General features: G+C 67.6%; 22 protein-coding genes and 1 tRNA gene. 11 read left to right on the forward strand and 12 right to left on the reverse strand.

Going from position 1 to position 25,852, the window contains the following annotated elements; genetic code table 11:
- Window positions 1-457: 457 nt before the first annotated feature.
- Window positions 458-548, reverse strand: a tRNA-Ser gene (locus tag HWX87_RS22365).
- Between the two features lie 122 nt (window positions 549-670).
- On the reverse strand, window positions 671-1,972 hold the full coding sequence (serS, locus tag HWX87_RS22370; RefSeq protein ID WP_176049320.1) for a serine--tRNA ligase: 1,302 nt from the start codon (window positions 1,970-1,972) through the stop codon (window positions 671-673).
- 250 nt (window positions 1,973-2,222) lie between these two features.
- Between serS and HWX87_RS22375 the strand changes: the two genes are divergently transcribed.
- Window positions 2,223-2,492: a DUF2164 domain-containing protein gene (locus HWX87_RS22375; protein ID WP_176049321.1), complete on the forward strand. Its 270-nt coding sequence runs from the start codon at window positions 2,223-2,225 to the stop codon at window positions 2,490-2,492.
- A gap of 45 nt (window positions 2,493-2,537) precedes the next feature.
- On the opposite strand, the gene HWX87_RS22380 is transcribed toward HWX87_RS22375, so the two are convergent.
- The 3 genes from HWX87_RS22380 to HWX87_RS22390 all read right to left on the reverse strand — a co-directional run bounded on the left by HWX87_RS22380 (window position 2,538) and on the right by HWX87_RS22390 (window position 7,057).
- A complete protein-coding gene (locus tag HWX87_RS22380; RefSeq protein WP_176049322.1) occupies window positions 2,538-3,848 on the reverse strand; it encodes a replication-associated recombination protein A in 1,311 nt (436 codons plus the stop codon).
- 163 nt (window positions 3,849-4,011) lie between these two features.
- The gene (lolA, locus tag HWX87_RS22385; protein WP_176049323.1) at window positions 4,012-4,701 is read right to left on the reverse strand and encodes an outer membrane lipoprotein chaperone LolA; all 690 of its coding nucleotides are present in this window, start codon (window positions 4,699-4,701) and stop codon (window positions 4,012-4,014) included.
- 46 nt (window positions 4,702-4,747) lie between these two features.
- A complete protein-coding gene (locus tag HWX87_RS22390; protein WP_176049324.1) occupies window positions 4,748-7,057 on the reverse strand; it encodes a DNA translocase FtsK in 2,310 nt (769 codons plus the stop codon).
- 397 nt (window positions 7,058-7,454) lie between these two features.
- Here HWX87_RS22390 and trxB point away from each other — a divergent pair, with 397 nt between their 5' ends.
- The 3 genes from trxB (at window position 7,455) to HWX87_RS22405 (ending at window position 9,942) form a co-directional block, all read left to right on the forward strand.
- Window positions 7,455-8,417 carry a thioredoxin-disulfide reductase gene (gene trxB / locus HWX87_RS22395; RefSeq protein ID WP_166957305.1) on the forward strand — a complete coding sequence of 321 codons (963 nt, stop codon included), beginning with the start codon at window positions 7,455-7,457 and terminating at the stop codon, window positions 8,415-8,417.
- 135 nt (window positions 8,418-8,552) lie between these two features.
- Window positions 8,553-9,332, forward strand: coding sequence for a Smr/MutS family protein (locus HWX87_RS22400; RefSeq protein WP_176049325.1), 780 nt, complete (start codon window positions 8,553-8,555; stop codon window positions 9,330-9,332).
- Entirely contained in the window at window positions 9,292-9,942 is a 651-nt protein-coding gene (locus tag HWX87_RS22405) for a trimeric intracellular cation channel family protein (protein ID WP_176049326.1), read from the forward strand. The genes HWX87_RS22400 and HWX87_RS22405 overlap by 41 nt, the downstream gene beginning before the upstream one ends.
- Window positions 9,943-10,041: 99 nt before the next feature.
- On the opposite strand, the gene ugpC is transcribed toward HWX87_RS22405, so the two are convergent.
- From ugpC to HWX87_RS22425, 4 genes are all read right to left on the reverse strand, one after another.
- On the reverse strand, window positions 10,042-11,160 hold the full coding sequence (gene ugpC, locus HWX87_RS22410) for a sn-glycerol-3-phosphate ABC transporter ATP-binding protein UgpC (RefSeq protein WP_176049327.1): 1,119 nt from the start codon (window positions 11,158-11,160) through the stop codon (window positions 10,042-10,044).
- Between the two features lie 112 nt (window positions 11,161-11,272).
- Window positions 11,273-12,130 carry a carbohydrate ABC transporter permease gene (locus HWX87_RS22415; RefSeq protein ID WP_006476648.1) on the reverse strand — a complete coding sequence of 286 codons (858 nt, stop codon included), beginning with the start codon at window positions 12,128-12,130 and terminating at the stop codon, window positions 11,273-11,275.
- Window positions 12,120-13,058, reverse strand: a complete 939-nt coding sequence (locus HWX87_RS22420; RefSeq protein ID WP_176049328.1) for a sugar ABC transporter permease — start codon at window positions 13,056-13,058, stop codon at window positions 12,120-12,122. Before HWX87_RS22420 ends, HWX87_RS22415 begins: the two co-directional genes overlap by 11 nt.
- Before the next feature lie 138 nt (window positions 13,059-13,196).
- The gene (locus HWX87_RS22425) at window positions 13,197-14,444 is read right to left on the reverse strand and encodes an ABC transporter substrate-binding protein (RefSeq protein WP_176049329.1); all 1,248 of its coding nucleotides are present in this window, start codon (window positions 14,442-14,444) and stop codon (window positions 13,197-13,199) included.
- A gap of 431 nt (window positions 14,445-14,875) precedes the next feature.
- Between HWX87_RS22425 and zwf the strand changes: the two genes are divergently transcribed.
- The 3 genes from zwf (at window position 14,876) to HWX87_RS22440 (ending at window position 19,019) form a co-directional block, all read left to right on the forward strand.
- Window positions 14,876-16,345 carry a glucose-6-phosphate dehydrogenase gene (zwf, locus tag HWX87_RS22430; protein ID WP_176049330.1) on the forward strand — a complete coding sequence of 490 codons (1,470 nt, stop codon included), beginning with the start codon at window positions 14,876-14,878 and terminating at the stop codon, window positions 16,343-16,345.
- 87 nt (window positions 16,346-16,432) lie between these two features.
- Entirely contained in the window at window positions 16,433-17,113 is a 681-nt protein-coding gene (gene pgl / locus HWX87_RS22435) for a 6-phosphogluconolactonase (protein ID WP_176049331.1), read from the forward strand.
- Window positions 17,091-19,019, forward strand: coding sequence for a bifunctional transcriptional regulator/glucokinase (locus HWX87_RS22440; RefSeq protein ID WP_176049332.1), 1,929 nt, complete (start codon window positions 17,091-17,093; stop codon window positions 19,017-19,019). Before pgl ends, HWX87_RS22440 begins: the two co-directional genes overlap by 23 nt.
- 98 nt (window positions 19,020-19,117) lie before the next feature.
- Here HWX87_RS22440 and HWX87_RS22445 read toward each other — a convergent pair whose 3' ends face one another.
- Window positions 19,118-20,335, reverse strand: a complete 1,218-nt coding sequence (locus HWX87_RS22445; RefSeq protein WP_176049333.1) for a Bcr/CflA family multidrug efflux MFS transporter — start codon at window positions 20,333-20,335, stop codon at window positions 19,118-19,120.
- Window positions 20,336-20,559: 224 nt separating this feature from the next.
- Between HWX87_RS22445 and HWX87_RS22450 the strand changes: the two genes are divergently transcribed.
- The 4 genes from HWX87_RS22450 (at window position 20,560) to HWX87_RS22465 (ending at window position 24,262) form a co-directional block, all read left to right on the forward strand.
- Window positions 20,560-21,012: a hypothetical protein gene (locus tag HWX87_RS22450; RefSeq protein ID WP_176049334.1), complete on the forward strand. Its 453-nt coding sequence runs from the start codon at window positions 20,560-20,562 to the stop codon at window positions 21,010-21,012.
- Window positions 21,013-21,197: 185 nt separating this feature from the next.
- Window positions 21,198-22,481 (forward strand): glutamate-1-semialdehyde 2,1-aminomutase, encoded by a 1,284-nt coding sequence (gene hemL / locus HWX87_RS22455; protein ID WP_014897811.1) that lies wholly within the window; start codon window positions 21,198-21,200, stop codon window positions 22,479-22,481.
- A 15-nt stretch (window positions 22,482-22,496) separates the two neighbouring features.
- The gene (ribD, locus tag HWX87_RS22460) at window positions 22,497-23,618 is read left to right on the forward strand and encodes a bifunctional diaminohydroxyphosphoribosylaminopyrimidine deaminase/5-amino-6-(5-phosphoribosylamino)uracil reductase RibD (RefSeq protein ID WP_176049335.1); all 1,122 of its coding nucleotides are present in this window, start codon (window positions 22,497-22,499) and stop codon (window positions 23,616-23,618) included.
- A gap of 14 nt (window positions 23,619-23,632) precedes the next feature.
- A complete protein-coding gene (locus tag HWX87_RS22465) occupies window positions 23,633-24,262 on the forward strand; it encodes a riboflavin synthase (protein ID WP_176049336.1) in 630 nt (209 codons plus the stop codon).
- A 98-nt stretch (window positions 24,263-24,360) separates the two neighbouring features.
- Here the strand turns inward: HWX87_RS22465 and HWX87_RS22470 are convergent, their stop codons facing one another.
- Both HWX87_RS22470 and HWX87_RS22475 read right to left on the reverse strand, forming a co-directional pair.
- On the reverse strand, window positions 24,361-25,044 hold the full coding sequence (locus HWX87_RS22470) for a GntR family transcriptional regulator (protein ID WP_176049337.1): 684 nt from the start codon (window positions 25,042-25,044) through the stop codon (window positions 24,361-24,363).
- On the reverse strand, window positions 25,041-25,643 hold the full coding sequence (locus HWX87_RS22475) for a class I SAM-dependent methyltransferase (RefSeq protein WP_176049338.1): 603 nt from the start codon (window positions 25,641-25,643) through the stop codon (window positions 25,041-25,043). The genes HWX87_RS22470 and HWX87_RS22475 overlap by 4 nt, the downstream gene beginning before the upstream one ends.
- Between the last annotated feature and the right edge of the window lie 209 nt (window positions 25,644-25,852).

Consider the following 25,852-nt stretch of genomic DNA (forward strand, 5'->3'; position numbering starts at 1 on the left):
GAATCGACGGGGAACGATGCAGCGCGGCGCGCGTGCCGGCCGCCGCACCGTGTTAACGGCGCGGAGATCGAAGGCTTAAAGCTGAGGAAAGCGGCGAAGACCGGAGCGCGGTGCGGTCGGATCAGGTCGTAGCGAGACACGGTCGATGCGGCATCGGGATCGGCGATGCCGAAATGGACGATCGGGCTTTGCGCGGGAAACGATGTCGACACGAGGACAACGATCAGCAGCGCGAAAGCCGTCAGGACTTTCGACAGCCGGTTCGTCATGGGTCGCGGTGTACATCATGCAGCGACGCTGCATCGAAGGCGCGGCACGATCGTGTGCGCAATTGGCGGCCATCGCATCAGCACGATCCGGTGTGCCGGTAGCAAGCCTGACGTTGCAATCGACACGCGCACCGCAGACCCAAAACGAAAAACCCCTTGATCCTTCCGGATCAAGGGGCTTCGTATTTTGGCGGAGAGGGTGGGATTCGAACCCACGGTACGGGGAAACCGTACGCCTGATTTCGAGTCAGGTACATTCGACCACTCTGCCACCTCTCCTTCCTTACTGCATTTCGCGGCTGGTCGTTTCCGCGAAAGAAAAGATTATAAGACGATCTCTTCTTGGCTGACAAGCCCTCTGTGCAAATTTTTTTGCGGGGACTTCGAAGGCCTGCGTTACGTTACGACGCCTGGGCAGGCGCGTCGATGCGCTCCATGCCGCCCATGTACGGACGCAGCGCTTCCGGCACCGTGACCGAGCCGTCCGCGTTCTGGTAGTTCTCCAGCACCGCGACGAGCGTGCGGCCGACGGCAAGCCCCGAACCGTTCAGCGTATGCACGAGCTCCGGCTTGCCCTGCGCGTTGCGGAAACGCGCCTGCATCCGGCGCGCCTGGAACGCCTCGGTGTTCGAGCAGCTCGAGATCTCGCGATAGGTGTTCTGCGCGGGCAGCCACACTTCGAGGTCGAACGTCTTCGCGGCCGAAAAGCCCATGTCGCCCGTGCACAGCGTGATCACGCGGTACGGCAGGCCGAGCTTCTGCAGGATCGCTTCCGCATGGCCGACCATTTCGTCGAGCGCCGCGTACGACGTTTCCGGCGCGACGACCTGCACCATCTCGACCTTGTCGAACTGGTGCTGGCGGATCATCCCGCGCGTATCGCGGCCGTACGAACCGGCTTCCGAGCGGAAGCACGGGGAATGCGCGGTCAGCTTGATCGGCAGCGCGGCTGCGTCGACGATCGACTCGCGCACGGTGTTCGTCAGCGAGATCTCGGACGTGGAAATCAGGTATTGCGTGACCGTGTTCTCCGCGCCGCCCTTCTCGACGCGGAACATGTCGTCCGCGAACTTCGGCAACTGGCCCGTGCCGTAGAGGATCTCGGGGTTCACGATGTACGGCGTGTACGTCTCGGTATAGCCGTGCTGCTGCGTGTGCGTGTCGATCATGAACTGCGCGAGTGCGCGGTGCAGGCGCGCGATCGGGCCGCGCAGCATCGTGAAGCGTGCGCCGGCGAGCTTCGCGCCCGTCTCGAAATCGAGGCCGAGCGGCGTGCCGACATCGACGTGATCCTTCACCTCGAAATCGAACTGGCGCGGCGTGCCCCAACGGCGCGCCTCGACGTTGTCGGCTTCGTCCTTGCCGACCGGCACGCTGTCGTGCGCGACGTTCGGCATGCCCAGCATCAGGTCGGACAGGCGCGCCTGGATGTCGCCGAGCTTGGCTTCCGACGCCTTCATGTCGTCGCCGATCCCGCCGACCTCGGCCATCACGGCCGACGTGTCCTCGCCCTTCCCCTTCATCGCGCCGATCTGCTTCGACAGGCTGTTGCGGCGCGCCTGGAGCTCTTCGGTGTGGGTCTGGATCGCGCGGCGTTCCGCTTCGAGTGCGGAGAACGCGGCGACGTCGAGGGTGTAGCCGCGATCGGCGAGGCGCTTCGCGACGCCGTCGAGGTCTTTGCGCAGCAACTGGATGTCGAGCATGGGAGGACTTGGAAAATCGTTGTGTAAGACGGGAATTCTAACGCACCGCGCGGCCGCCACGGCACCGGCCGGACGGACAATGCCGCAAACGGGCGGCGGCCATGGCAACATGACCTGGCCGGCCCGTGCGCCGACGGCCGGCGAATCGCGGTGCGCCCGACCGTTGCGGATCGCAAAACAGCGGCGCCGGCGGGCCGCAGCGCATCAGGCGAAGCGCCCGGTTTCACATCACCGCATTCCGAGGAACCCGATGGCCATCGAACTCGACAAGGATGTCCGCGACCGCGCAATCGCGTCGCTGCAACGCTATTTCACAGAAAACATGGACGAACCGATCGGCAACATCCAGGCCGGTGCGCTGCTGCATTTCTTCGTCGATGAAATCGCGCCGGCGATCTACAACCTCGCGATCGCCGACGCGCAGGAGCACCTGCATGGGCGCGTCGCCGAACTCGACATCGAATGCCACGAGGAGCCGTTCGAATACTGGAAGAAACAGCAGCCGGGCCGCAAGCGCTGACGGATCGGCGGTGGCGCAGGCCGAACCGGCCCGCGCAACGCTCCGTCAGTCCTTCTTGCCGGCCTCGCGGTCGAGGTCGCGCAGCCACGCGAGCTTGTCGGCGATCTTCGATTCGAGCCCGCGCGGCACCGGCTGGTACCAGCGCGGCTCGCGCATCCCGTCCGGCAGGTACGTCTCGCCGGCCGCATAGGCATTCGGCTCGTCGTGCGCGTAACGGTAAGCGTGGCCGTAGCCGAGTTCCTTCATCAGCTTGGTCGGCGCGTTGCGCAGGTGCACGGGCACCTCGCGCGACTTGTCCTGCTTCACGAACGCCATCGCCTGGTTGAACGCGTTGTAGCCGGCGTTGCTCTTCGCCGCGCACGCGAGATAGATCACCGCCTGCCCGAGCGCGAGTTCGCCTTCCGGCGAGCCGAGCCGCTCGTAGGTCTCGGCCGCGTCGTTCGCCATCTGCAGCGCGCGCGGATCGGCCAGGCCGATGTCTTCCCACGCCATCCGCACGATGCGCCGCGCGAGATACTTCGGATCGGCGCCGCCGTCGATCATCCGGCAGAACCAGTACAACGCGCCGTCCGGGCTCGACCCGCGCACCGACTTGTGCAGCGCCGATATCTGATCGTAGAAGTTGTCGCCGCCCTTGTCGAAGCGTCGCGCGTTCAGCGTCATCGCGTTGCTGACGAAGTCGGCATCGATCGTCGCGACGCCGGCCGACGTCGCCGCGGTCTGCGCCTGCTCGAGCAGGTTCAGGAAGCGGCGGGCGTCGCCGTCCGCATAGCCGACCAGCGTATCGATCGCCTTGTCGTCGAACGCGAGGCCGTCGAGCGCGATTTCCTGCGCGCGCGTCAGCAGCTGGCGCATCTCGTCGTCGTTCAGCGACTTCAGCACGTACACCTGCGCACGCGACAGCAGTGCCGAGTTGACCTCGAAGCTCGGGTTCTCGGTGGTCGCGCCGATGAAGGTCACGAGGCCCGACTCGACGAACGGCAGCAATGCATCCTGCTGCCCCTTGTTGAAGCGGTGGATCTCGTCGACGAACAGGATCGTGTGGCGGCCGGTGCGGTTCAGCGTGTCCTTCGCCTGCTCCATCGACTCGCGGATGTCCTTCACGCCGCCCAGCACCGCCGACAGCGCGATGAATTCGCAGTCGAACGCGAGCGCGGTGAGCCGGGCGAGCGTCGTCTTGCCGACGCCGGGCGGCCCCCACAGGATCATCGAATGCGGCTTGCCCGATTCGAACGCGAGCCGCAGCGGCTTGCCTTCGCCCAGCAAATGCGTCTGGCCGATCACCTCGGCGAGCGTCTTCGGCCGCAGCGCCTCGGCGAGCGGGCGGCGCGGCTCGACTTGAAACAGGTCGGACATGAACCCTCGCTCCACATCAAACAATGGCGGCCGAACCGGCCGCCGGATCCGACATTATGACAGCCGCGCGACGGCGCCGCCGCGCCTGGTGCCCGCGCGCAGAAACAACACGGGCCTGCCGTCGCCGGCAGGCCCGTTGCGGGAGAGCGGCGCGCGGCGCCGGTCAGCCGGTGATCACGTCGGCGCCCTTGGGCACGACGAACTTGAACGTATCGCCCTTCAGCGGCGGGTTCGTCTGGATGTTCGTGAACGTCAGCAGCGTGACGTTGCCGAACACGTCATGCAGCTCCATCGCGGCGAGCGTGCCGTTCCGGAAGCCGATGCCGATCCGCTGGAACTGCGTGTCCTGCGCCTTCGGCAACATCTCGAGCCACTCGATGCCGCCCTTCTCGCCGGCATCGCGCAGCGTGTAGTTCTTGTCGAGATCGTTGCTGCCGAACAGGATCGCGGCCGGGCTCGCGCCCAGCGCGCCGTTCAGCTTGCGCTCGGTGACCTGGTTCAGGTCGCGGTCGTACACGTAGAGCTTCTCGCCGTCGGCCTGCAGCACCTGCTGGTACGGCTTCTGGTACGTCCAGATGAACTTGCCGGGACGCGCGAACACGAACGTGCCGCTCGAATTGTCGGTGGGCTTCGGCGCGGCCTGCACGGCGCTCGCGCCCTTGGCCGGCGCCTTGACGATCTGCTGCGTGAAATCGCCCTTCGCCGAACGCACCTGCGACACGAACGCCTTCAGTTGCTCGGTGCCGCCCGCGAACGCGTGCGTCGCCGCGAGCATCAGCGATGCGCCGGCGAGCGCCGCGCCGAGCCAGCGCCGCGTCGAACGAAGGGACATTGCGAACGAATGTTGCTGCATATTGCGGTTTTCTCCCTGGGTGGCCGGCGCTGCGAACGCCGCGGACTCATTCCGCGTCGCGCGCCGGCACAAGAATTTCGCGGTTGCCGCTCGACGACATCGCGGACACGAGCCCCGACTGTTCCATCTGCTCGAGCAGCCGCGCCGCGCGGTTGTAGCCGATCCGCAGGTGGCGCTGCACAAGCGAGATCGACGCGCGGCGGTTCTTGATGACGATCTCGACCGCCTGGTCGTACAGCGGATCAGACTCGCTGCCGCCTTCACCGGTTCCCGCGCCGGCGGAGCCCTCGTCGCCGTCGGCGGTGCCGCCTTCGAGCAGGCCCTCGACGTAGTTCGGCTCGCCCTGCTCCTTGAGCTTGTCGACGACGCGGTGCACTTCGTCGTCAGCGACATACGCGCCGTGCACGCGCACGGGCAGCCCGGTGCCGGGCGCCAGGTACAGCATGTCGCCCATCCCGAGCAGCGACTCGGCGCCCATCTGGTCGAGGATCGTGCGCGAGTCGATCTTCGACGACACCTGGAACGCGATCCGCGTCGGCACGTTCGCCTTGATCAGGCCCGTGATCACGTCGACGGACGGACGCTGCGTCGCGAGGATCAGGTGGATGCCGGCCGCGCGCGCCTTCTGCGCGATCCGTGCGATCAGTTCCTCGACCTTCTTGCCGACGACCATCATCAGGTCGGCCAGCTCGTCGATCACGACGACGATGTTCGGCAGACGGCCGAGCGGCTCCGGATCCTCGGGCGTCAGGCTGAACGGATTCGGAATCTTCTCCTCGCGCTTCGCCGCATCGTCGATCTTGTTGTTGTAGCCGGCAAGGTTACGCACGCCGAGCTTGCTCATCAGCTTGTAGCGGCGCTCCATCTCCGCGACCGTCCAGTTCAGCGCGTGGCCGGCCTGGCGCATGTCGGTGACGACCGGGCACAGCAGGTGCGGAATGCCTTCGTAGACGCTCATTTCGAGCATCTTCGGATCGATCAGGATCAGGCGCACCTGTTCGGCGGTGGCCTTGTACAGCAGCGACAGGATCATCGCGTTGATCCCGACCGACTTGCCCGAACCGGTCGTGCCGGCCACCAGCAGGTGCGGCATCTTCGCGAGATCCGCGCACACGGGCTTGCCGCCGATGTCCTTGCCGAGGCTCAGCGTCAGCGCCGACGAGGCGGCCGCATACACCTCGGAGCCGATGATCTCGGACAGGTGCACCGTCTGGCGGCGCTGGTTCGGCAGTTCGAGCGCCATGTAGTTCTTGCCGGGGATCGTCTCGACGACGCGGATCGACACGAGCGAAAGCGAGCGCGCGAGATCCTTCCCGAGGTTCACGATCTGGCTGCCCTTCACGCCGGTGGCCGGCTCGATCTCGTAGCGCGTGACGACCGGGCCCGGATACGCGGCGACGACGCTCGCCTCGACGCCGAAGTCCTTCAGCTTCTTCTCGATCAGGCGCGACGTGAATTCGAGCGTATCGGCGGAAATCGCTTCCTGCGTCTTCGGCGCGGCATCGAGCAGCGACACCGGCGGCAGCGTCGAATCGCCCGGCAGGTCGGTGAACAGCGGCACCTGGCGCTCGCGCTCGACGCGCTCGGACTTCACGGGCGTGACGACCGGCGGCACGATCGTCACGGGCTCGTGATCCTCGATGCGCACGCGCTCCTCTTCGACCTTGCCTTCGCGGCGCACGGCCGCGGCCTCGCCGAGCTTGCGGTCGCGCTCGGCCTCGCGGCGCAGCTTCGCGACGTTGACGGCGGACAGGATCGCGCCGCCGACGCGCTCGGCAACCGACAGCCACGAGAAGCGGAAATACAGCGACAGGCCGATCGAGAGCGCGATCAGCAGCAGCAGCGTGCCGCCGGTGAAGCCGAACGCGTGCGACATCGCACCGGCGACGGCCTCGCCGACGACGCCGCCCGGCGCGCGCGGCAACTGCACCTTCAGCGACCACATACGCAGCGCCTCGATGCCGTCGCACGCGAGCACGACCAGCACGAACGCAAAGATTTCGGTGAGCCACCCGATCGGCCGCTCGGGTTCGTCGGGAATCGCCTCGTGGCGCGTGATGCGGCGGTAGTTGACGGCGATGCGCCGCCCGAGCGGCACGATCAGCCAGTAGGCCGACAGGCCGAACAGCAGCAGGATGATGTCGGCCGTCCACGCGCCGACGCGACCGGCCCAGTTCGAGATGTGATCGACCTGGGCGGCGTGCGTCCAGCTCGGATCGCGCCGGCTGTAGCTCAGCAGGGCCATCACCAGAAAGGCGCAGAGCGCGACCTGGAGAATCCAGCGGATCTCCGTGAGGAGCTTCGACATCCGGTGCGGCAACGCCTGTGCCTGGGCGGAATAAGGAGCTTTTGCCATGAATCCGTATAAAGAGGACGGGCCGTGCGCCCGCCTGTCGTTCGATCCCGCTTATTGTAAACGCTGCACCGGGCCGCCAAGTGTAAATGACGGTTACATAACAGGGACGGGGTGCCGAACCGGCCGGCTGCGCACGCTCGGGACCGGCCGGCCGTGCCGGCCCGGAGCGCGTGCGACAACGCGCCGCCGCGCACCGGCGGGACGCCCGGCCTGCCGCGCCGGCGCGGGCGGCTCGCCGCGAAACGCTATCGCGACGATTGAAACTCTCGTTCGGCAGCGCAGCAACGAGGCCTTTATAATGCGCGTCTGATACCCATCTATGACGGCATCCCGGTCAACCCGGATCGTACGGCGAGCCCTACCCCGCCCGCCACGGCCGCCTTTTACGGATTCGCACATGTCCACGCCCAAACACGCCAAAGTCCTGATTCTCGGTTCCGGCCCCGCCGGCTACACGGCTGCCGTCTACGCGGCACGCGCCAACCTGTCCCCGGTGCTGATCACCGGCATCGCGCAGGGCGGCCAGCTGATGACCACGACCGATGTCGAAAACTGGCCGGCTGACGCGAAAGGCGTGCAGGGTCCGGAGCTGATGGCGCGCTTCCTCGAGCACGCCGAGCGCTTCAACACCGAAATCGTCTTCGACCACATCCACACCGCGAAGCTGCACGAGCAGCCGATCCGCCTGATCGGCGACTCGGGCGAATACACGTGCGACTCGCTGATCATCGCGACCGGCGCGTCCGCGCAGTATCTCGGCCTGCCGTCCGAAGAACACTTCATGGGCAAGGGCGTGTCGGCCTGCGCGACCTGCGACGGCTTCTTCTATCGCGGCCAGGAAGTCGCGGTGATCGGCGGCGGCAACACGGCCGTCGAGGAAGCGCTCTACCTGACGGGCATCGCGAAGAAGGTCACGGTGATCCACCGCCGCGACAAGTTCCGCGCGGAGCCGATCCTGATCGACCGCCTGCTGGAGAAGGAAAAGGAAGGCGCCGTCGTGATCAAGTGGGATCACGTGCTCGACGAAGTGACGGGCGAGGATTCGGGCGTCACGGGCCTGCGCATCAAGAACGTGAAGACCGGCGCGACGGAAGACCTCGCCGTGCAGGGCGTGTTCGTCGCGATCGGCCACAAGCCGAACACCGACCTGTTCCAGGGCCAGCTCGAGATGAAGGACGGTTACATCCTGACGAAGAGCGGCCTGCACGGCAACGCGACGTCGACGAGCGTCGCCGGCGTGTTCGCTGCGGGCGACGTGCAGGACAACGTGTATCGCCAGGCGATCACGAGCGCCGGCACGGGCTGCATGGCCGCGCTCGACGCGCAGCGCTACCTCGAAAGCCTGCACGACAAGAAGTAAGCCGCGAGCCTGGCCGCGCCGGGCGCTACAATGGCGTCCGCTGCCGCGAAGCGGGCCCGACCGGAAAGCCGCTGCCGCCGTGCAGCGGCTTTTTTTTGCCCGCGCGCCCGAACGCGCCTGCCCCGTTACCGAATCATGGCGAAGAACCAGCCCCACCCGAGCGATCCCGCGAAGCGGAAGATCGCCGCCCGTCCCGCGAACCCCGCGCCGGCCGCCCCGCCGCCCGCGCCCGATCCGGCCGCGTTGCGCGGCCAGGGCCTCGCGGGCCTCGGCGCATTGCGCAAGTCGCTGCAAGGCGAAGCCGAGCGCCGCGAACGCACGCGCGTCGAAACCGCGAAGGCAGAACGCAAGGCGGAAGCCGACGCGAACCTGTTCCGCAACGAAATCGGCTCGATCCGGCCGCTGAATGCGCCGCCGCGCGCGTCGTCGGGCCGCACGCCGCCCGACCCGGTGCCGAAGCAGACCCAGCGCGACGAGGAAGCCGTGCTGAACGCGACGCTGTCCGACGAATTCGATCCCGAGACGCTGCTCGACAGCGACGACTCGCTGTACTACCACCGCCCCGGCATCAGCCGCGACGTCGTGCGCAAGCTGCGCAGCGGCGCGTGGATCGTGCAGGCGCAGATCGACCTGCACGGGATGCGGCGCGACGAGGCGCGTGACGCGCTCGCCGAATTCATCCGCGAAGCCGGCAAGAAGGGGCTGCGCTGCCTGCGCGTGATCCACGGCAAGGGGCTCGGCTCGATCGGCAAGGAACCCGTGCTGAAAGGCAAGGTGCGCGCGTGGCTCGTGCAGAAGGAAGAAGTGATCGCGTTCTGCGAGGCGCGCGGCAACGACGGCGGCGCCGGCGCGGTGCTCGTGCTGCTGCAGCCGCATGCGGCGCCGGCCGAGCGGGGGCCGCGTGCCGCATCCTAGGCTGACGCTCGCGATCGCGATACTGGAGGCGATCGCCACGCTGGCCTTTGCGATCTCGGGTTTCATCGAGGCGCGCAAGAACCGCCTCGACTCGGTCGGCACGTTCGTCGTCGCGCTCGCGACCGCGTTCGGCGGCGGCACGCTGCGCGACATCCTGCTCGAGCGCCGGCCGTTCTACTGGGTCGTGCACGACGACTACGTGATCGCGATCTTCGTGCTCGCGCTGTTCGCGCCGTTCGTGCTGCGGATGCTGTCGCGACTGTCGGCCGAACGGCTGCTGCTGATCGCCGACGCGATCGGGCTCGGCATCTTCAGCATCTCGGGCACGGCGATCGCGCTCGACGCCGAGATGCCGCGCTTCATCGCGGTGATGATGGGCGTGATCACCGGCGTGGTCGGCGGGATCGTCCGCGACGTGCTGTGCAACGACATCCCGCTGATCCTGCGCGATTCGCGGCCGTACGCGACCTGCGCGTTCGTCGGCTGCTGGTTCTATCTGCTGCTCGTGTGGCTGCAGTTCGACTCGGTGTACAGCGTGCTGCTCGCGACCGGCTTCATCCTCGTCGCGCGGCTCGCGACGTTCAAGTTCGACGTGCGGCTGCCGCACTGATCGCCACGTCCGCGGCCACCTCGGCCGCATCACGCAAACAAAAGGGGCCGTTCGACACGGCCCCTTGCTCTTTCGTTCAGCGCAACCGCTGCCGCTGCGTCACGCGATCCGCTCTTCCGAAGCCGGATCGAACAGCACGGCCTTCGACACGTCGAACAGCAGCGACTGCGTCTGCCCCGGCTGCGGGTTCGCGGCCGGATGCACGCGGCTCACGATCCGCTTGCCGTTCACCTGCGCGAACACGTGCGTGTCCGGCCCGGTCGGCTCGGTCACGTCGACGCGCACGTCGATCGGCTGCAGCGTCGACGCCTCGCCGTGGTGCGCGTTGCGCGCGTCGGTGATGCGCTCCGGGCGCAGCCCGAGGATCACCTCGCGGCCGACGTGGCCGTTCATCCGCTTCGCGTCGAACGGCAGGTTCAGCGCGCTGCGCGCAAGACCCGTGTCGATCTCGAGCGCGATCCCGCTGCCCTGCTCGACCAGCTTGCCGTTGATGAAGTTCATCGGCGGCGCGCCGATGAAGCCCGCGACGAACAGGTTCGACGGCGAATCGTAGATCTCCTGCGGCGCGCCGAACTGCTGGACCACGCCGTCCTTCATCACCGCGATCCGGTCGCCGAGCGTCATCGCCTCGATCTGGTCGTGCGTCACGTAGACGATCGTCGTGCCGAGGCGCTGGTGCAGCAGCTTGATTTCCGCGCGCATCTCGATACGCAGCTTCGCGTCGAGGTTCGACAGCGGCTCGTCGAACAGGAACAGCGACGGATCGCGCGCGAGCGCGCGGCCCATCGCGACGCGCTGGCGCTGGCCGCCGGACAGCTGGCCCGGCTTGCGGTCGAGCAGGTGCTGGATCTGCAGCATCTGCGACACGCGGTCGACGATCTGCTGCTGTTCGTTCTTCGGCACCTTGCGGATGTTCAGGCCGAACGAGATGTTCTCGCGCACCGTCATCGACGGGTACAGCGCGTACGACTGGAACACCATCGCGATGTCGCGATCCTTCGGCGACAGGTCGTTGACGACCTTGCCGTCGATGCAGATCTCGCCGCTCGTGACCGTCTCGAGCCCGGCGATCATGTTGAGCAGCGTCGACTTCCCGCAGCCCGACCCGCCGACCAGGATCAGGAACTGTCCGTCCTCGATCTCGATGTCGACACCCTTCAGGACCGGCACCCCGTTCGGGTAGGTCTTGTACACGTCACGGATGGAAAGGCTTGCCATGCTGTGAATCCTCTGTCTCGTCTCGCGCGGCGCACTCGGGCGCCGCGTCGGGTTCGTTTCGATGCGCCGCGCGTCGTGCGCGGCCGGTTCGTCGTATCGGATAAAGCCGCGCCTACCCCTTCACCGCGCCCGCCGTCAGCCCGCGCACGAAGTAGCGGCCGGCGACGATGTAGACGAGCAGCGTCGGCAGCGCGGCGATGATCGCGCCGGCCATGTCGACGTTGTATTCCTTCACGCCCGTCGACGTGTTGACGAGGTTGTTCAGCGCCACCGTGATCGGCATCGAATCGACACCGGAGAACACGATCCCGAACAGGAAGTCGTTCCAGATCTGCGTGAATTGCCAGATCAGGCACACCATGAAGATCGGCAGCGACACCGGCAGCAGGATCTTCGTGAAGATCGTGAAGAAGCCCGCGCCGTCGATGCGCGCGGCCTTCACCAGCTCGGCCGGCACGCTCACGTAGAAGTTGCGGAAGAACATCGTCGTGAACGCGATCCCGTACACGACGTGCACGAACACGAGGCCCGGAATCGTGTTGGCGAGGCCGAGCATCCCCTGCAGCCGCGCCATCGGCAGCAGGATCACCTGGAACGGGATGAAGCAGCCGACCAGCATCATCGTGAACAGCGCGTCGGCGCCGCGAAAGCGCCAGTGCGTGAGCACGTAGCCGTTGAACGCGCCGATCAGCGACGAGATCAGCACGGCCGGGATCACCATCTGCAGCGAGTTCAGGAAGAACGGCTTCATGCCGTCGCAGCGCACGCCGGTGCACGCCCCGCTCCACGCCTTCACCCACGGATCGACGGTCCAGCTGGTGGGCGGCGTCAGCAGGTTGCCGGTGCGCAGCTGGTCGAGATCCTTGAACGACGTCGACAGCATCACGTAGATCGGGAACAGGAAATACAGCGCGAACAGGATCAGTGCCGCATAGATCACTGCCCGGCTGATCGTCATCTTAGGCTGCATTGCGGGTGCTCCTCGATTCCATATACATCAGCGGCACCAGCACCGCGACCACGGTCGCGAGCATCATCACCGAGGACGCCGCGCCGAGCCCGAGCTGGCCGCGGTTGAACGAAAACGTGTACATGAACATGGCCGGCAGCGACGACGACGTGCCCGGGCCGCCTGCCGTCAGCGCGACGACGAGGTCGAAGGTCTTGATCGTGATGTGGCACAGGATCAGCAGCACCGAGAAGAACACCGGGCGCATGCTCGGGATCACGATCTTGCGGTAGATGGTCGGCAGCGTCGCGCCGTCCACCTGCGCGGCCTTGAAGATCTCCGCGTCGACGCCGCGCAGCCCCGCGAGGAACAGCGCCATCACGAAACCGGTCGACTGCCACACGGCCGCGATCACCACGCAGAAGATCGCCTTGTCCGGATCGCCGAGCCAGTCGAACGAGAAGCTCGTCCAGCCCCAGTCGTGCATCACCTTCTCGAGGCCGAGGCCCGGGTTCAGGATCCACTGCCACGCGGTGCCGGTCACGATGAACGACAGCGCCATCGGGTACAGGAAGATCGCGCGCAGCGCGCCTTCGTTGCGGATCCGCTGGTCGAGCAGGATCGCGAGGAACAAGCCGAGCGCGACGCAGACCGCGATGAACGGAATCCCGAACCAGCCGAGGTTCGCGGCGGAGGTCCACCACACGTCGTTCTGGAACAGGTCCGTGTAACGGCCGAAGCCGTCGAATTCGTAGTTCGGCAACAGCCGCGAGTTGGTCAGCGACAGATAGCCGGTAATCAGGATGAAGCCGTAGATGAACACCACGGCGATCGCGACGCTCGGCGCAAGCACGAGCTTCGGAATCCAGCGATCGGCGAAGGCCGACATCGGCGACGTACGCCGCGCGGCGGCAGCGCCGGATCCGTTTCCGTTAAGAGGGGCAGCCACTTGATTCGACTCCTGGAACGAGGGCGACGCAGGCCGGGCCGGCGCCAGGTACGGCACGGGCCCGCGGGCGAGCCCGTTTGCTGCACATGCAAAAACGCCCGGCCGATGAAGCGCTTCCGGCCGGGCGCCTGTCGCGCGTTACTTGACCTTCGCGGCCTTCGCGAGCGCGGCGACCGCGCTCTTCGAATCCTGCTGCGAGTTCATGAACTTCGTCACGACGTCCGTGATCGCGCCGGCGGTCGCGTCGCTTTGCGCCATCCCGTGCGCGAGCGACGGCACGAAGCCGCCCGACTTGATCGCGGTCTGCTCGTCGGCGTACGACTTCTTCGCGCAGTCGTCGAACTTGTCCATCTTCACGCCGAGGCGCACCGGCACCGAACCCTTCAGCAGGCTGAACTGCTCCTGGAAGTCCGGCGTCATGATCGTCTTCGCGAGCGCGAGCTGGCCCGGCGTCGCGGCCTTCTCGCCCTTCTGCTGGAAGAACACGAACGAGTCGACGTTGAACGTGTACGAGTTCGCGGTGCCCGGCACCGCTGCGCAGATGTAGTCCTTGCCCGCCTTCTTGCCGGCGTTCTCGAACTCGCCCTTCGCCCAGTCGCCCATGAACTGCATGCCGGCCTTGCCGTTGATGACCATCGCGGTCGCGAGGTTCCAGTCGCGGCCGTTACGGCCCGCGTCGAAGTAGCCCTGGATCTTGCGCACCGTGTCGAACACGGACAGCATCTGCGGCGACGTCAGCGTCGCCTGGTCGAGGTCGACCAGCGCCTTCTTGTAGAACGCCGGGCCCTGCGACAGCACGACGTCTTCCCACAGCGTCAGGTCCTGCCACGGCTGGCCGCCCATCGCGACCGGCTGGATGCCCGCGGCCTTCAGCTTGTCGGCCACCGCGAAGAATTCAGGCCAGGTGGTCGGCACCTTCGCGCCGACCTTGTCGAGCGCGGCCTTGTTGATGTACAGCCAGTTCACGCGGTGCACCGAGAACGGCGCGGCGACGGTATGGCCCTTGTACTTGATGATCTTGTCGATTTCCGGCGGCAGGTTCTGCTTCCAGTCGCCGGCAGCGGAATCGATGTTGACGAGCACGCCCTGGTCGGCCCAGTCCTGGATCAGCGGGCCCTTGATCTGCGCGGCCGACGGTGCGTCGCCGCTGATCACCTTGGTCTTCAGTGCCGTCATCGCCGCGGCGCCGGCGCCGCCCGCGACCGCGAAGTCCTTCCACACGTAGCCCTGCTTCTGCACGTCGTCCTTCAGCACGCCGACGGCCTTCGACTCGCCACCCGAGGTCCACCAGTGCAGCACGGTTACATTCTCGGCTGCCTGCGCCGCCACGGCGCCAGCCATCAGACCCGCGGCGCAGAGCGCACCCATGATCGAGCGAACTTTCATTACTTATCTCCTCCAGACTGAATCAACTCGTGAGGTTCCCTGACCGGGAACCGGCTTCTTGATAACGACGGGGAAATCGAGCCGCGGGACGCATGCAGCGTACGGGGCCGATGACCGGCCGGGCTCTTACAGAAAGCGTGAATCGAGATTCAACGGTGTGTCTCCTCTTTGTGTTTCTGGCCCGCCGCGATGATGCGACGCGAGCCCGGGGCCGACGGCGCGCGGACGATGCGCGCCGCCAATGTCCGATAACATTCGGCACAAGGCGCCCCCGAAGATGAAGCTCGCGCAGTTCATCGACCGCACTTCTTTTTTTCTTCACCCAGGTGCTACCCCTTGCGGCGGATTGTAGTTAAACTACAATTCAGTGTCAAAAATATTTTTATCGCACTACGGATCGCTTCCCAGCACCCCCAACACGGCGGAGACACATGCATACCGATTCCAGCTTTACCTTCGTACTTTTCGGCGGCACCGGCGATCTGTCGATGCGCAAGATCCTGCCCGCGCTGTTCGAAGCGCACCGCGCGAACATGCTGGCGGAGAGCGGCCGGATCGTCGCCGTGGCACGACATGAATCGGATCGGGCGGGTTATCTCGAGTGGGTCGACACGCACGTGAAGCCGCATGCGGAGAAAGCCTCCGGCAAGGCGTTCGACGACGCCGCGTGGAAGTCCTTCCTCGATCGCATCGAGTACGTGAAGCTCGACCTCGGCCGCGCGGAAGACTACGTCGTGCTGCGCGACGCGATCGCATCGCTGCCCGGCATCCGCGTGTTCTATCTCGCGACGGGCCCGTCGCTGTTCGTGCCGATCTGCAAGGCGCTCGCGTCGGTCGGCCTGAACGAAGGCTCGCGCATCGTGCTCGAGAAGCCGCTCGGCTACGACCTGAAATCGTCGAACGCGATCAACGACGCGGTCGGCGAGATCTTCGCGGAAGGCCAGATCTACCGGATCGACCACTACCTCGGCAAGGAGCCGGTGCAGAACCTGCTCGCGCTGCGCTTCGGCAATGCGCTGTTCGAGCCGCTGTGGCGCCGCGAATGGGTCGAAAGCATCCAGATCACGATCGCCGAGGAACTCGGCGTCGAGGCGCGCGGCGATTTCTACGACAATACGGGCGCGTTGCGCGACATGGTGCAGAACCACCTGCTGCAGCTGCTGTCGATCGTCGCGATGGAGCCGCCGCATTCGATGGATTCCGACTCGGTGCGCGACGAGAAGCTGCGCGTGCTGCGCGCGCTGAAACCGGTCGATCCGCGCGACATCGGCAAGGTGGCCGTGCGCGGCCAGTATCATGCGGGCGTGATCAAGGGCGCGCAGGTGCCGGCGTACGCGACCGAGCCGGGCGTGAAGCCCGACAGCCAGACCGAAACCTTCGTCGCGCTGAAGGTCGAGATCGAGAACTGGCGCTGGGCCGGCGTGCCGTTCTTCCTGCGCACCGGCAAGCGTCTCGCCGATCGCGTCGCCGAGATCGTCGTGAACTTCCGCCCGGTGCCGCACTCGGCGCTGGGCCCGACCGCGCTGCGCCCCGGTTCGAACCGCCTGGTGATCCGGTTGCAGCCGAACGAGACGATCCGCCTGTACTGCCTCGCGAAGCAGCCGGGCGAAGGGATGAACCTCGCGAGCGTGCACCTCGACCTCGCGTTCGACCAGTTCTTCAAGGAAGGGCAGATGGAGGCGTACCAGCGCCTGCTGCTCGACGTGATCAACGGCCGGCTCGCGCTGTTCGTGCGTCGCGACGAACAGGAGGCCGCATGGCGCTGGGTCGAGCCTATCCTGAACGAATGGGCGCGCACGCTGAAGCCGCCGAAGCCGTATGCGGCGGGCACGTGGGGGCCGGCCGCGGCGAGCGCGATGCTCGCGCAGCACGATACCTGCTGGCTCGAAGAAGAGAACTGATGTAAACGTAGCCGCGCACGTCATCGCACGCGGCTACGCGCCCCACGATTCGTACGATTTGAACAGACAAAGCAGTCCGGAGGAGATGTGATCGAGATCCACGCTTTCGACACCCAGGAAGCGCAAAGCGAAGCGCTCGCGCGCGCCGTCGGCGAGGCGCTGCGCGCCGCGCTCGCCGGGCCCGCGCGCCCGACGCTCGCGGTGTCCGGCGGCACGAGCCCGCGCCCGTTCCTGCACACGCTGTCGCACGCGGCGCTCGACTGGGCCGGCGTCGACGTGACGCTGGTCGACGACCGCTGGGTGCCGGACGACGACGCAGCCAGCAACGCACAACTCGTGCGCGACACGCTGCTGCAGCACGCGGCGGCCCCTGCCCGCTTCCTGCCGCTCGTCGACACGCGCAGCACGCTCGACGCGCACGTCGCCGCACTGAACGCGAACGCCGACTACCGCGTGCCGACCGTCGCCGTGCTCGGCATGGGCGAGGACGGCCACACCGCGTCGATCTTCGCCGACGCACCCGAATGGGACCACGCGATCACGACGCCCGAGCGTTTCGTCGCCGTGCATCCCGGCGCCGCGCCGCACGCGCGCGTGAGCTATTCGCTCGATGCGCTGAAGCGCGTCGACCGGCTGTTCCTGCTGATCGCGGGCGACCGCAAACGCGACGTGCTCGACGCCGCGGCCGCGTCGCTGCAGAAGAACGCGATTTCCCAACTGGCCAACGACAAGGGGACCCAGCTCGATGTCTACTGGTGCGCAAAGTAAGGCGGTCGTCGCGAGTCAGCATGCCGACGGCCCGCGCCTGCTCGCGGATGTCGGCGGCACCAACGCGCGCTTCGCGCTGGAAACCGGCCCGGGCGAGATCACGCAGATCCGCGTGTATCCCGGCGCCGATTACCCGACGATCACCGACGCGATCCGCAAGTACCTGAAGGACGTGAAGATCAACCGCGTGAACCACGCGGCGATCGCGATCGCCAATCCGGTCGACGGTGACCAGGTCACGATGACCAACCACGACTGGAGCTTCTCGATCGAGGCGACGCGCCGTGCGCTCGGCTTCGACACGCTGCTTGTCGTCAACGATTTCACCGCGCTCGCGATGGCGCTGCCGGGCCTGACCGATGCGCAGCGCGTGCAGGTCGGCGGCGGCGCGCGACGTCAGAACAGCGTGATCGGGCTGCTCGGGCCCGGCACCGGGCTCGGCGTGTCGGGGCTGATTCCGGCCGACGACCGCTGGATTGCGCTCGGCAGCGAGGGTGGCCACGCGTCGTTCGCGCCGCAGGACGAGCGCGAGGATCTGGTGCTGCAGTACGCGCGCAAGAAATTTCCGCACGTGTCGTTCGAACGCGTGTGCGCGGGCCCCGGCATGGAGATCATCTATCGCGCGCTCGCCGCGCGTGACAAGAAACGGGTGGCCGCGACCGTCGACACGGTCGAGATCGTCGAGCGCGCGCATGCGGGCGATGCGCTCGCGCTCGAGACGGTCGAATGCTTCTGCGGGATTCTCGGCGCGTTCGCGGGCAGCGTCGCGCTGACGCTCGGCGCGCTCGGCGGCGTGTACATCGGCGGCGGCGTCGCGCTGAAGCTCGGCGAACTGTTCACGCGCTCGTCGTTCCGCGCGCGCTTCGAGGCGAAGGGCCGCTTCACGCACTACCTCGAGAACATCCCGACCTACCTGATCACCGCCGAATACCCGGCGTTCCTCGGCGTATCGGCGATCCTCGCCGAGCAGCTGTCGAACCGCTCGGGCGGGGCGTCGTCGGCCGTGTTCGAGCGGATCCGCCAGATGCGCGACGCGCTGACGCCGGCCGAGCGCCGCGTCGCCGATCTCGCGCTGAACCATCCGCGCTCGATCATCAACGATCCGATCGTCGACATCGCGCGCAAGGCCGACGTGAGCCAGCCGACCGTGATCCGCTTCTGCCGCTCGCTCGGCTGCCAGGGGCTGTCGGACTTCAAGCTGAAGCTCGCCACCGGCCTTACCGGCACGATCCCGATGAGCCACAGCCAGGTGCATCTCGGCGACACGGCCACCGACTTCGGCGCGAAGGTGCTCGACAACACGGTGTCCGCGATCCTGCAATTGCGCGAGCACCTGAATTTCGAGCACGTCGAGAACGCGATCGAGATCCTGAACGGCGCGCGGCGCATCGAGTTCTACGGGCTCGGCAACTCGAACATCGTCGCGCAGGACGCGCACTACAAGTTCTTCCGCTTCGGGATTCCGACGATCGCGTACGGCGACCTGTACATGCAGGCCGCGTCGGCCGCGCTGCTCGGCAAGGGCGACGTGATCGTCGCGGTGTCGAAGTCGGGGCGCGCGCCCGAATTGCTGCGCGTGCTCGACGTCGCGATGCAGGCCGGCGCCAAGGTGATCGCGATCACGTCGAGCAACACGCCGCTCGCGAAGCGCGCGACCGTCGCGCTCGAAACCGATCACATCGAGATGCGCGAATCGCAGTTGTCGATGATCTCGCGGATCCTGCATCTGCTGATGATCGACATCCTCGCGGTCGGCGTCGCGATCCGTCGCGCGTCGACGAACGGCGAGGTGCCGGAGGCCGTCGCCCAGGCGAAGGCGCGCGCGAGCGACGACGAGACAGCCGACGTGCTCGACTGGCTGAGCCACGGCGCGTCGCCGGCGGCGAAGGACGTCGCGCGGGACTGATGCGCGCGCGGCGTCAGCCGCTTCCCGCGTCCCAAAGAAAAACGCCACCGCGCGCGATGCGCCGGTGGCGTTTTTCTTTGTGCGGCGCGGCTGCCGTGTCAGGCGCCCGCTTTCACCGGCCGGCCGTGCCAGCGCAGCACGAGGTAGCGTCCGGCGAAACACAGCACGCCCGACACGCCGATCGTCACGCCCATCGCGAACGGCGTGCCGTCCGCGAGTGCGCCGATCGCGACGCTCGCGAGCGCGCCGAGCGCGAGCTGCATCGCGCCGAACACGGCCGCCGACGCGCCCGCGTTGTGCGGATAGCGGTGCATGAGGTCGGTCGTGCAGTTCGCGGACAGGATCCCGACCACGCCGACGACGAAGAACAGGCACACGACGATCGACCACAGCCCGCCCCACCCCGTCAGCGCGACGAGCGCGACCGCGAGCGACGCGATGGCGCTCACGAGCGACGCGGCCGCGATGATGCGCAGCGAGCCGATGCGGCCGACGAGGCGCGTGTTCGCGAAGTTGCCGATCATGATCCCGACGACGTTCAGGCCGAACAGCAGCCCGTAGTGTTGCGGCGATACGTGGAAATACTCGATGTACACAAACGGCGTCGCGGTGATGTACGAGAACATCGCCGCGAACGCCATCCCGCCGCACAGCATGTGCCCCCAAGCGACGGGGTCCGACAGGATGCGCCCGTACGACGCGAACGACGCGAGCACGGCCGTGCTCTTGCGCCGCTCCTTCGGCCAGGTTTCGGGCACGCGCAGGTAGGCAGTGGCCGCGCATATCGCGCCGAACACGGCCAGCACGACGAACACGCCGCGCCAGCCCGAGAAGCGCAGGATCTGGCCGCCGATCAGGGGCGCGAGCAACGGCCCGACCGCGGTGACGATCGCGACCATCGACAGCACCTTCGCCGCGTCGCTCGGCTCGTGCGCGTCGCGCGCGATCGCCCGCGCGAGCACCGATGCGGCGCCGGCACCGAGCGCCTGCAGGAAGCGCACGACGATCAGCATGTCGATCGAGCCTGACACGAAGCAGCCGATGCTCGCGAGCGTGAACAGCGCGATGCCGCCGAGCAGCACGGGACGACGCCCCCACGTATCGGACAGCGGGCCGTACAGCAGCATGCCGACCGAGAAGCCGGCCATGAAGCTCGTCAGCGTGCGCTGCGCGGCGCCGGGGCTGACGGAGAAGCCGTCGGCGATCGACGGCAGGCTCGGCAGGTACATGTCGGTGGCGATCGGCCCGCAGGCCGCGAGCGCGCCGAGCAACAGGATCAACCGGGCATCGGGCCGGCGGCGGACGACGTGAGACATGGGTATCCGGAATGGAGCCCGCGCGCATCGCGGCGCGCGTGGCGGTGAAGACGGGAGGCCGCGCCGCAAGCGACGCGTTCAGGCCCATGATTGTACGCGCAACTTTTTTACGTGCCGCCGGCCGCGTACGATGGCGGGCCGGCAAGCCCCCGTGCGCGGGATCGCACGCGGATTCGATTAAGCTTGCCGCTCTCGTCTGATCATTTGAACGCACGACCGAACCGATGACCGCTTTCCTGCTGATCTGGAGCCCCAAGAAATGGCCGTGGCCCGAGCTGCCCGAGGTCGCCGCGCGCGTGAAGGCCGGCGAGGCCGTGCATGACGTGTGGGGCTGCGGCTTCGCACGCGGCATCCTGCCGGGCGACCGCGTGTTCCTGCACCGCGTCGCGAAGGAGCCGAAAGGCGTGTTCGGCTCCGGCTATGTGACGCGTGCGCCGTACGAGGTGCCCGATGCGTCGACGAAGCGCGGCTACCGGCTGTGCATCGACTTCGTCTACGACTGGCTGGTCGACGCGCACCAGGACGTCGTGATCGCGCGCGACGCGCTGCGCGTCCACCCGTACTCGGTGCAGACCTGGGACGCGCAGACGTCCGGCACGTCGATCAAGCCGATGGTCGAAGGTCCGCTCGAGAAACGCTGGGCCGAACTGACCGGCAAGCGCAAGCCGCCGCGCTAGCCGGGCCGGGTGCCGGACCGAATCCGGCCCTCGTTTCCGGCCCGTGCCGCTCCCCGCGCGCCGAAAGGCCGCACAAGCGCTGGCGGGCCCGCCGCGGGCGTCTCCGGTACAATCAGACGATCGTTCCGCCCAGGCGCCGCGGCCCGTGCACAGGCCCCCGCGCCCCTCTCTCGCAGGTTTCGCTCATGTCCAACAATCAGATCCTCTTCGAACGCGCCCAGAAGACCATTCCCGGCGGCGTCAACTCGCCGGTGCGCGCATTCCGTTCGGTCGGCGGCACGCCGCGCTTCGTCGCACGCGCGCAAGGCCCGTATTTCTGGGATGCCGACGGCAAGCAGTACATCGACTACATCGGCTCGTGGGGCCCGATGATCGTCGGCCACGTCCATCCGGAAGTGCTGTCGGCCGTGCAGAACGTGCTCGCCGACGGCTTCTCGTTCGGCGCGCCGACCGAAGCCGAGATCGAGATCGCCGAGGAAATCTGCAAGCTCGTGCCGTCGATCGAGCAGGTGCGGATGGTGTCGAGCGGCACCGAGGCCACGATGAGCGCGCTGCGCCTCGCGCGCGGCTTCACGGGCCGCAGCCGCATCGTCAAGTTCGAGGGCTGCTACCACGGCCACGCGGACAGCCTGCTGGTCAAGGCCGGCTCGGGCCTGCTGACATTCGGCAACCCGACGTCGGCCGGCGTGCCCGCCGACATCGCGAAGCACACGACCGTCCTCGAATACAACAACGTCGCCGCGCTCGAGGAAGCCTTCGGCGCGTTCGGCGACGAGATCGCCGCCGTGATCGTCGAGCCCGTCGCGGGCAACATGAACCTCGTGCGCGGCACGCCCGAATTCCTGAACGCGCTGCGCGCGCTGTGCACGAAGCACGGCGCCGTGCTGATCTTCGACGAGGTGATGTGCGGTTTCCGCGTCGCGCTCGGCGGCGCACAGGCGTACTACGGGATCACGGCCGACCTCACCTGCCTCGGCAAGGTGATCGGCGGCGGGATGCCGGCCGCCGCGTTCGGCGGCCGCCGCGACATCATGGCCCACCTCGCGCCGCTCGGCGGCGTCTACCAGGCCGGCACGCTGTCGGGCAACCCGATCGCGGTCGCGGCAGGCCTGAAGACGCTGCAGCTGATCCAGGCGCCGGGCTTCTACGACGCGCTCACCGCGCAGACGAAGCGTCTCGCCGACGGCCTCGCGGCGGAAGCGCGCGCGGCCGGCGTGCCGTTCGCGGCCGACTCGATCGGCGCGATGTTCGGCCTGTATTTCGCCGAGCGCGTGCCCACCAGCTTCGCGGAAGTCACGAAGAGCGACACCGAGCGCTTCAACCGCTTCTTCCACCTGATGCTCGACGAAGGCGTGTACTTCGCACCGTCGGCCTACGAGGCCGGTTTCGTGTCGAGCACGCACGACGACGCGGTGATCGACGCGACGCTCGCGGCCGCGCGCCGCGCCTTCGCGGCACTCGCTGCCTGATCCGGGGCCGCGCGCATGTTCTCGGATATCGATTTCGCCCACATGCAACGCGCGCTCGCGCTCGCCGCGCGCGGCATGTACACGACCGCGCCGAATCCGCGCGTCGGCTGCGTGATCGTCAAGGACGGCGACGTGATCGGCGAAGGCTTCACGCAGCCGGCCGGCCAGGATCACGCGGAAGTGCAGGCGCTGAAGGATGCACGCTCGCGCGGCCACGACGTCGCGGGTTCGACCGTCTACGTGACGCTCGAACCGTGCAGCCATTTCGGCCGCACGCCGCCGTGCGCGAACGCGCTGATCGAGGCGCGCGTCGCGAAGGTCGTCGCCGCGATGGAAGACCCGAACCCGCAGGTGTCGGGGCGCGGCCTCGGGATGCTGCGCGACACGGGCATCGACGTGCGCTGCGGGCTGCTCGCGCATGAAGCCGGCGAGCTGAACATCGGTTTCGTGTCGCGGATGACGCGCGGCCGCCCGTGGGTGCGGATGAAGGCCGCCGCGTCGCTCGACGGCCGCACCGCGCTGCCGTCCGGCGAAAGCCAGTGGATCACCGGCGAGGCCGCGCGCCTCGACGGGCACGCCTGGCGTGCGCGCGCCTGCGCGATCCTGACCGGCATCGGCACCGTGCGCGAGGACAATCCGCTGCTGACCGTGCGCGGCATCGACACGCCGCGCCAGCCGCAACGCATCCTGGTGGACAGCCGCCTCGACCTGCCGCTCGACGCGCGGCTGCTCGAGGGCGCCCCGCTGCTGATCTTCTGCGGACGGCTCGACGCCGGCGGTGAAATGCGGGCGAACGTGCTGAAGTCGCGCGGCGCGGAAATCGTGCCGCTCGCGAATGCGCACGGCAAGGTCGACCTGCCCGCGATGCTGGCGGCGCTCGGCGCGCGCGGCGTCAACGAATTGCACGTCGAGGCCGGTCACAAGCTGAACGGCTCGCTGCTGCGCGAACAGTGCGTCGACGAATTGCTGGTCTATCTCGCGCCGAGCCTGCTGGGCGCCGATGCGGCCGGCATGTTCGACCTCGCCGCGCCGGCGAATCTCGAGGCCCGCACGCGACTGTCGTTCCACGGGGTCGAGCGGATCGGCGACGACCTGCGGATCCTCGCGCGTTTCGCACCGCCCGATACGCCTCATTGAACGGAATCGTCACGATGTTCACCGGAATTGTCGCGGCCGTCGGCCGCATCGAATCGATCAATCCGCTCGGCACGTCGGCCGACGCGGGCGTGCGCCTGACCGTGCAGGCCGGCGGGCTCGATCTCGCCGACGTCGCACTCGGCGACAGCATCGCGATCCAGGGCGCGTGCATGACGGTGATCGACAAGCGCGACACCGCGTTCGATGTCGACGTGTCGCGCGAAAGCCTGAACCGTACGGTCGGCCTCGCCCAGCCCGGCGAAGTGAACCTCGAGAAGGCGCTGCGCGCGCACGACCGGCTTGGCGGGCACATCGTGTCGGGCCACGTCGACGGCCTCGGCACCGTGTCGCGCTTCGCGCCGGTCGGCGAATCGCACGAATTGCGCGTCGTCGCGCCGCGCGAGCTCGGCCGCTATCTCGCGTACAAGGGATCGATCACGGTCAACGGCGTGAGCCTGACCGTCAACACGATCGACGATCGCGCGGACGGCTGCGAATTCTCGATCAACCTGATTCCGCATACGGTCGAGGTCACGACGCTGCGCCATGTGAAGGCCGGCGACAAGGTCAACCTCGAGGTCGACATGATTGCGCGCTATGTCGAACGGATGCTGTCGTCGTCGCAGGGCGCGCACCAGGACTGATCGCAGCGGCAATCCTCGAAGCGGCGGCTGACGGCCCGATATCCGGGTATCGACAGCCGCCGCTTTTCTTCTTCCTGCCCGGCATCACCCGCCGGCAATCAGGCATCCGCGCCTTCCCCACCCGCTCGCGCCAGTATCGTGTCGAGCAGTTGCCGCACGTGCTCGCGCGCCGCACGCTCGGCGGCATCCGCATCGCGCTTCGCGATCATGTCGAAGACCTGCCGGTGTTCGGCGACATTCCCGCCCAGTCGCGCCCAGTCGTCCATCGGGCTCGCGCCGCCCGCACACATCGTCTGCACTTGTGCGTATAGCGCCCTGAGCGACGTCTCGATCGTCGCGTTGCGCGCGGTGGCGAGCAACCCGTGGTGGAAATCGAGGTTGGCGATGCGGTATGCGTCGCCGTCGCGCACGTCGACCGCACGCGCCTGCCGCACCAGCGCTTCGTCCAGCATGGCGTGATCTTCGGGCGTCATGCGCTGCGCCGCCAGGCGCGCGGCCATGCCCTCGAGCGCTTCGCGCGCCTCGAAGATGGCCACGATCCGCGCGCGGTCGAACGCGATCACGAACACGCCCTGCCGTGGCACGACCTGCAGCAGCCCCTCGGCCTCCAGGCGCGAGACCGCCGCCCACACGGGCGAGCGGCTGATGCCGAGGTCGCGCGACAGCGCCTCGATGCTGATCTTCTCGCCCGCCGCGAAGCGCGCTTCGTCGACCAGCATCTCCCGGATCGCCCCGTAGGCGTCGCGCCCCAGTGTCGTGCGCTCGAGTGTGGCGCGCGTCATGCCGGCCGCCGGCGACGTGCGATGTGGAGCCCCTTGCCGACCGGCACGATCGTCGTGTCGAACTCGCGCGTGGCGTCGACCGCGGCGAGATAGCCGGCGATCTCGTCCGGATGGGACAGCGCGTTGTCCGCGATAAGCAGCGCGTCGGCGGTCAGCTTCGGCACCAGGTGCGCCAGTTGCAGCGGCGCGCTCACGCGATCGGCATCGAAGAACACGCAATCGAACGGGCCCGTCACGGCCGCGCAGACCTGCGTCGCGTCACCTTCGATCACCTGCGCCCAGTCCTGCAGCGCCGCCGCGCGCAGGTTGGCCCTCGCCTGCCCGGCTTTCTGCGGCGAATACTCGACGGTGACGAGCGGCTGCCCGTCCGTTTCGCGCAGCGCATGCGCGAGCCAGATCGCGCTGTAGCCGTTGGACGTGCCGATCTCGAGCACGCGCCGGCGCCGCGCGCCGGTGACGAGCAGGTACAGCAGTTCGGCCGTGGGCGGCTCGAGGTTGAGCATCTTGCGGCTGCGGTCGGCCATCTGCGCGTCGTTTTCCTGGCCGAAGGACGCCAGCCGGGCAAGGACGGCCGATGCGGCGCTGTCGAGTTCGATCATGCGGGTCTCCGTTACTTCATATTTCGTGTTTCGTGTTTCATGATACGACGATTTTCGGGTCGACGCCCGGCGCCCGTGAGGGCCGCCATTCCAGCGTGATTGAAACCGCTCCGGCGCGGCCGGCGGCCGTTTGCCCTAACGATTCCCGGCCGAATGGCCAACGACGCGCACGGGTCATGCCGTCGCGCTAAGATGCGTCAACAGCGGTT

This window comes from Burkholderia sp. BCC1644 (genome assembly GCF_902833225.1).
Taxonomy (GTDB): Bacteria; Pseudomonadota; Gammaproteobacteria; order Burkholderiales; family Burkholderiaceae; genus Burkholderia.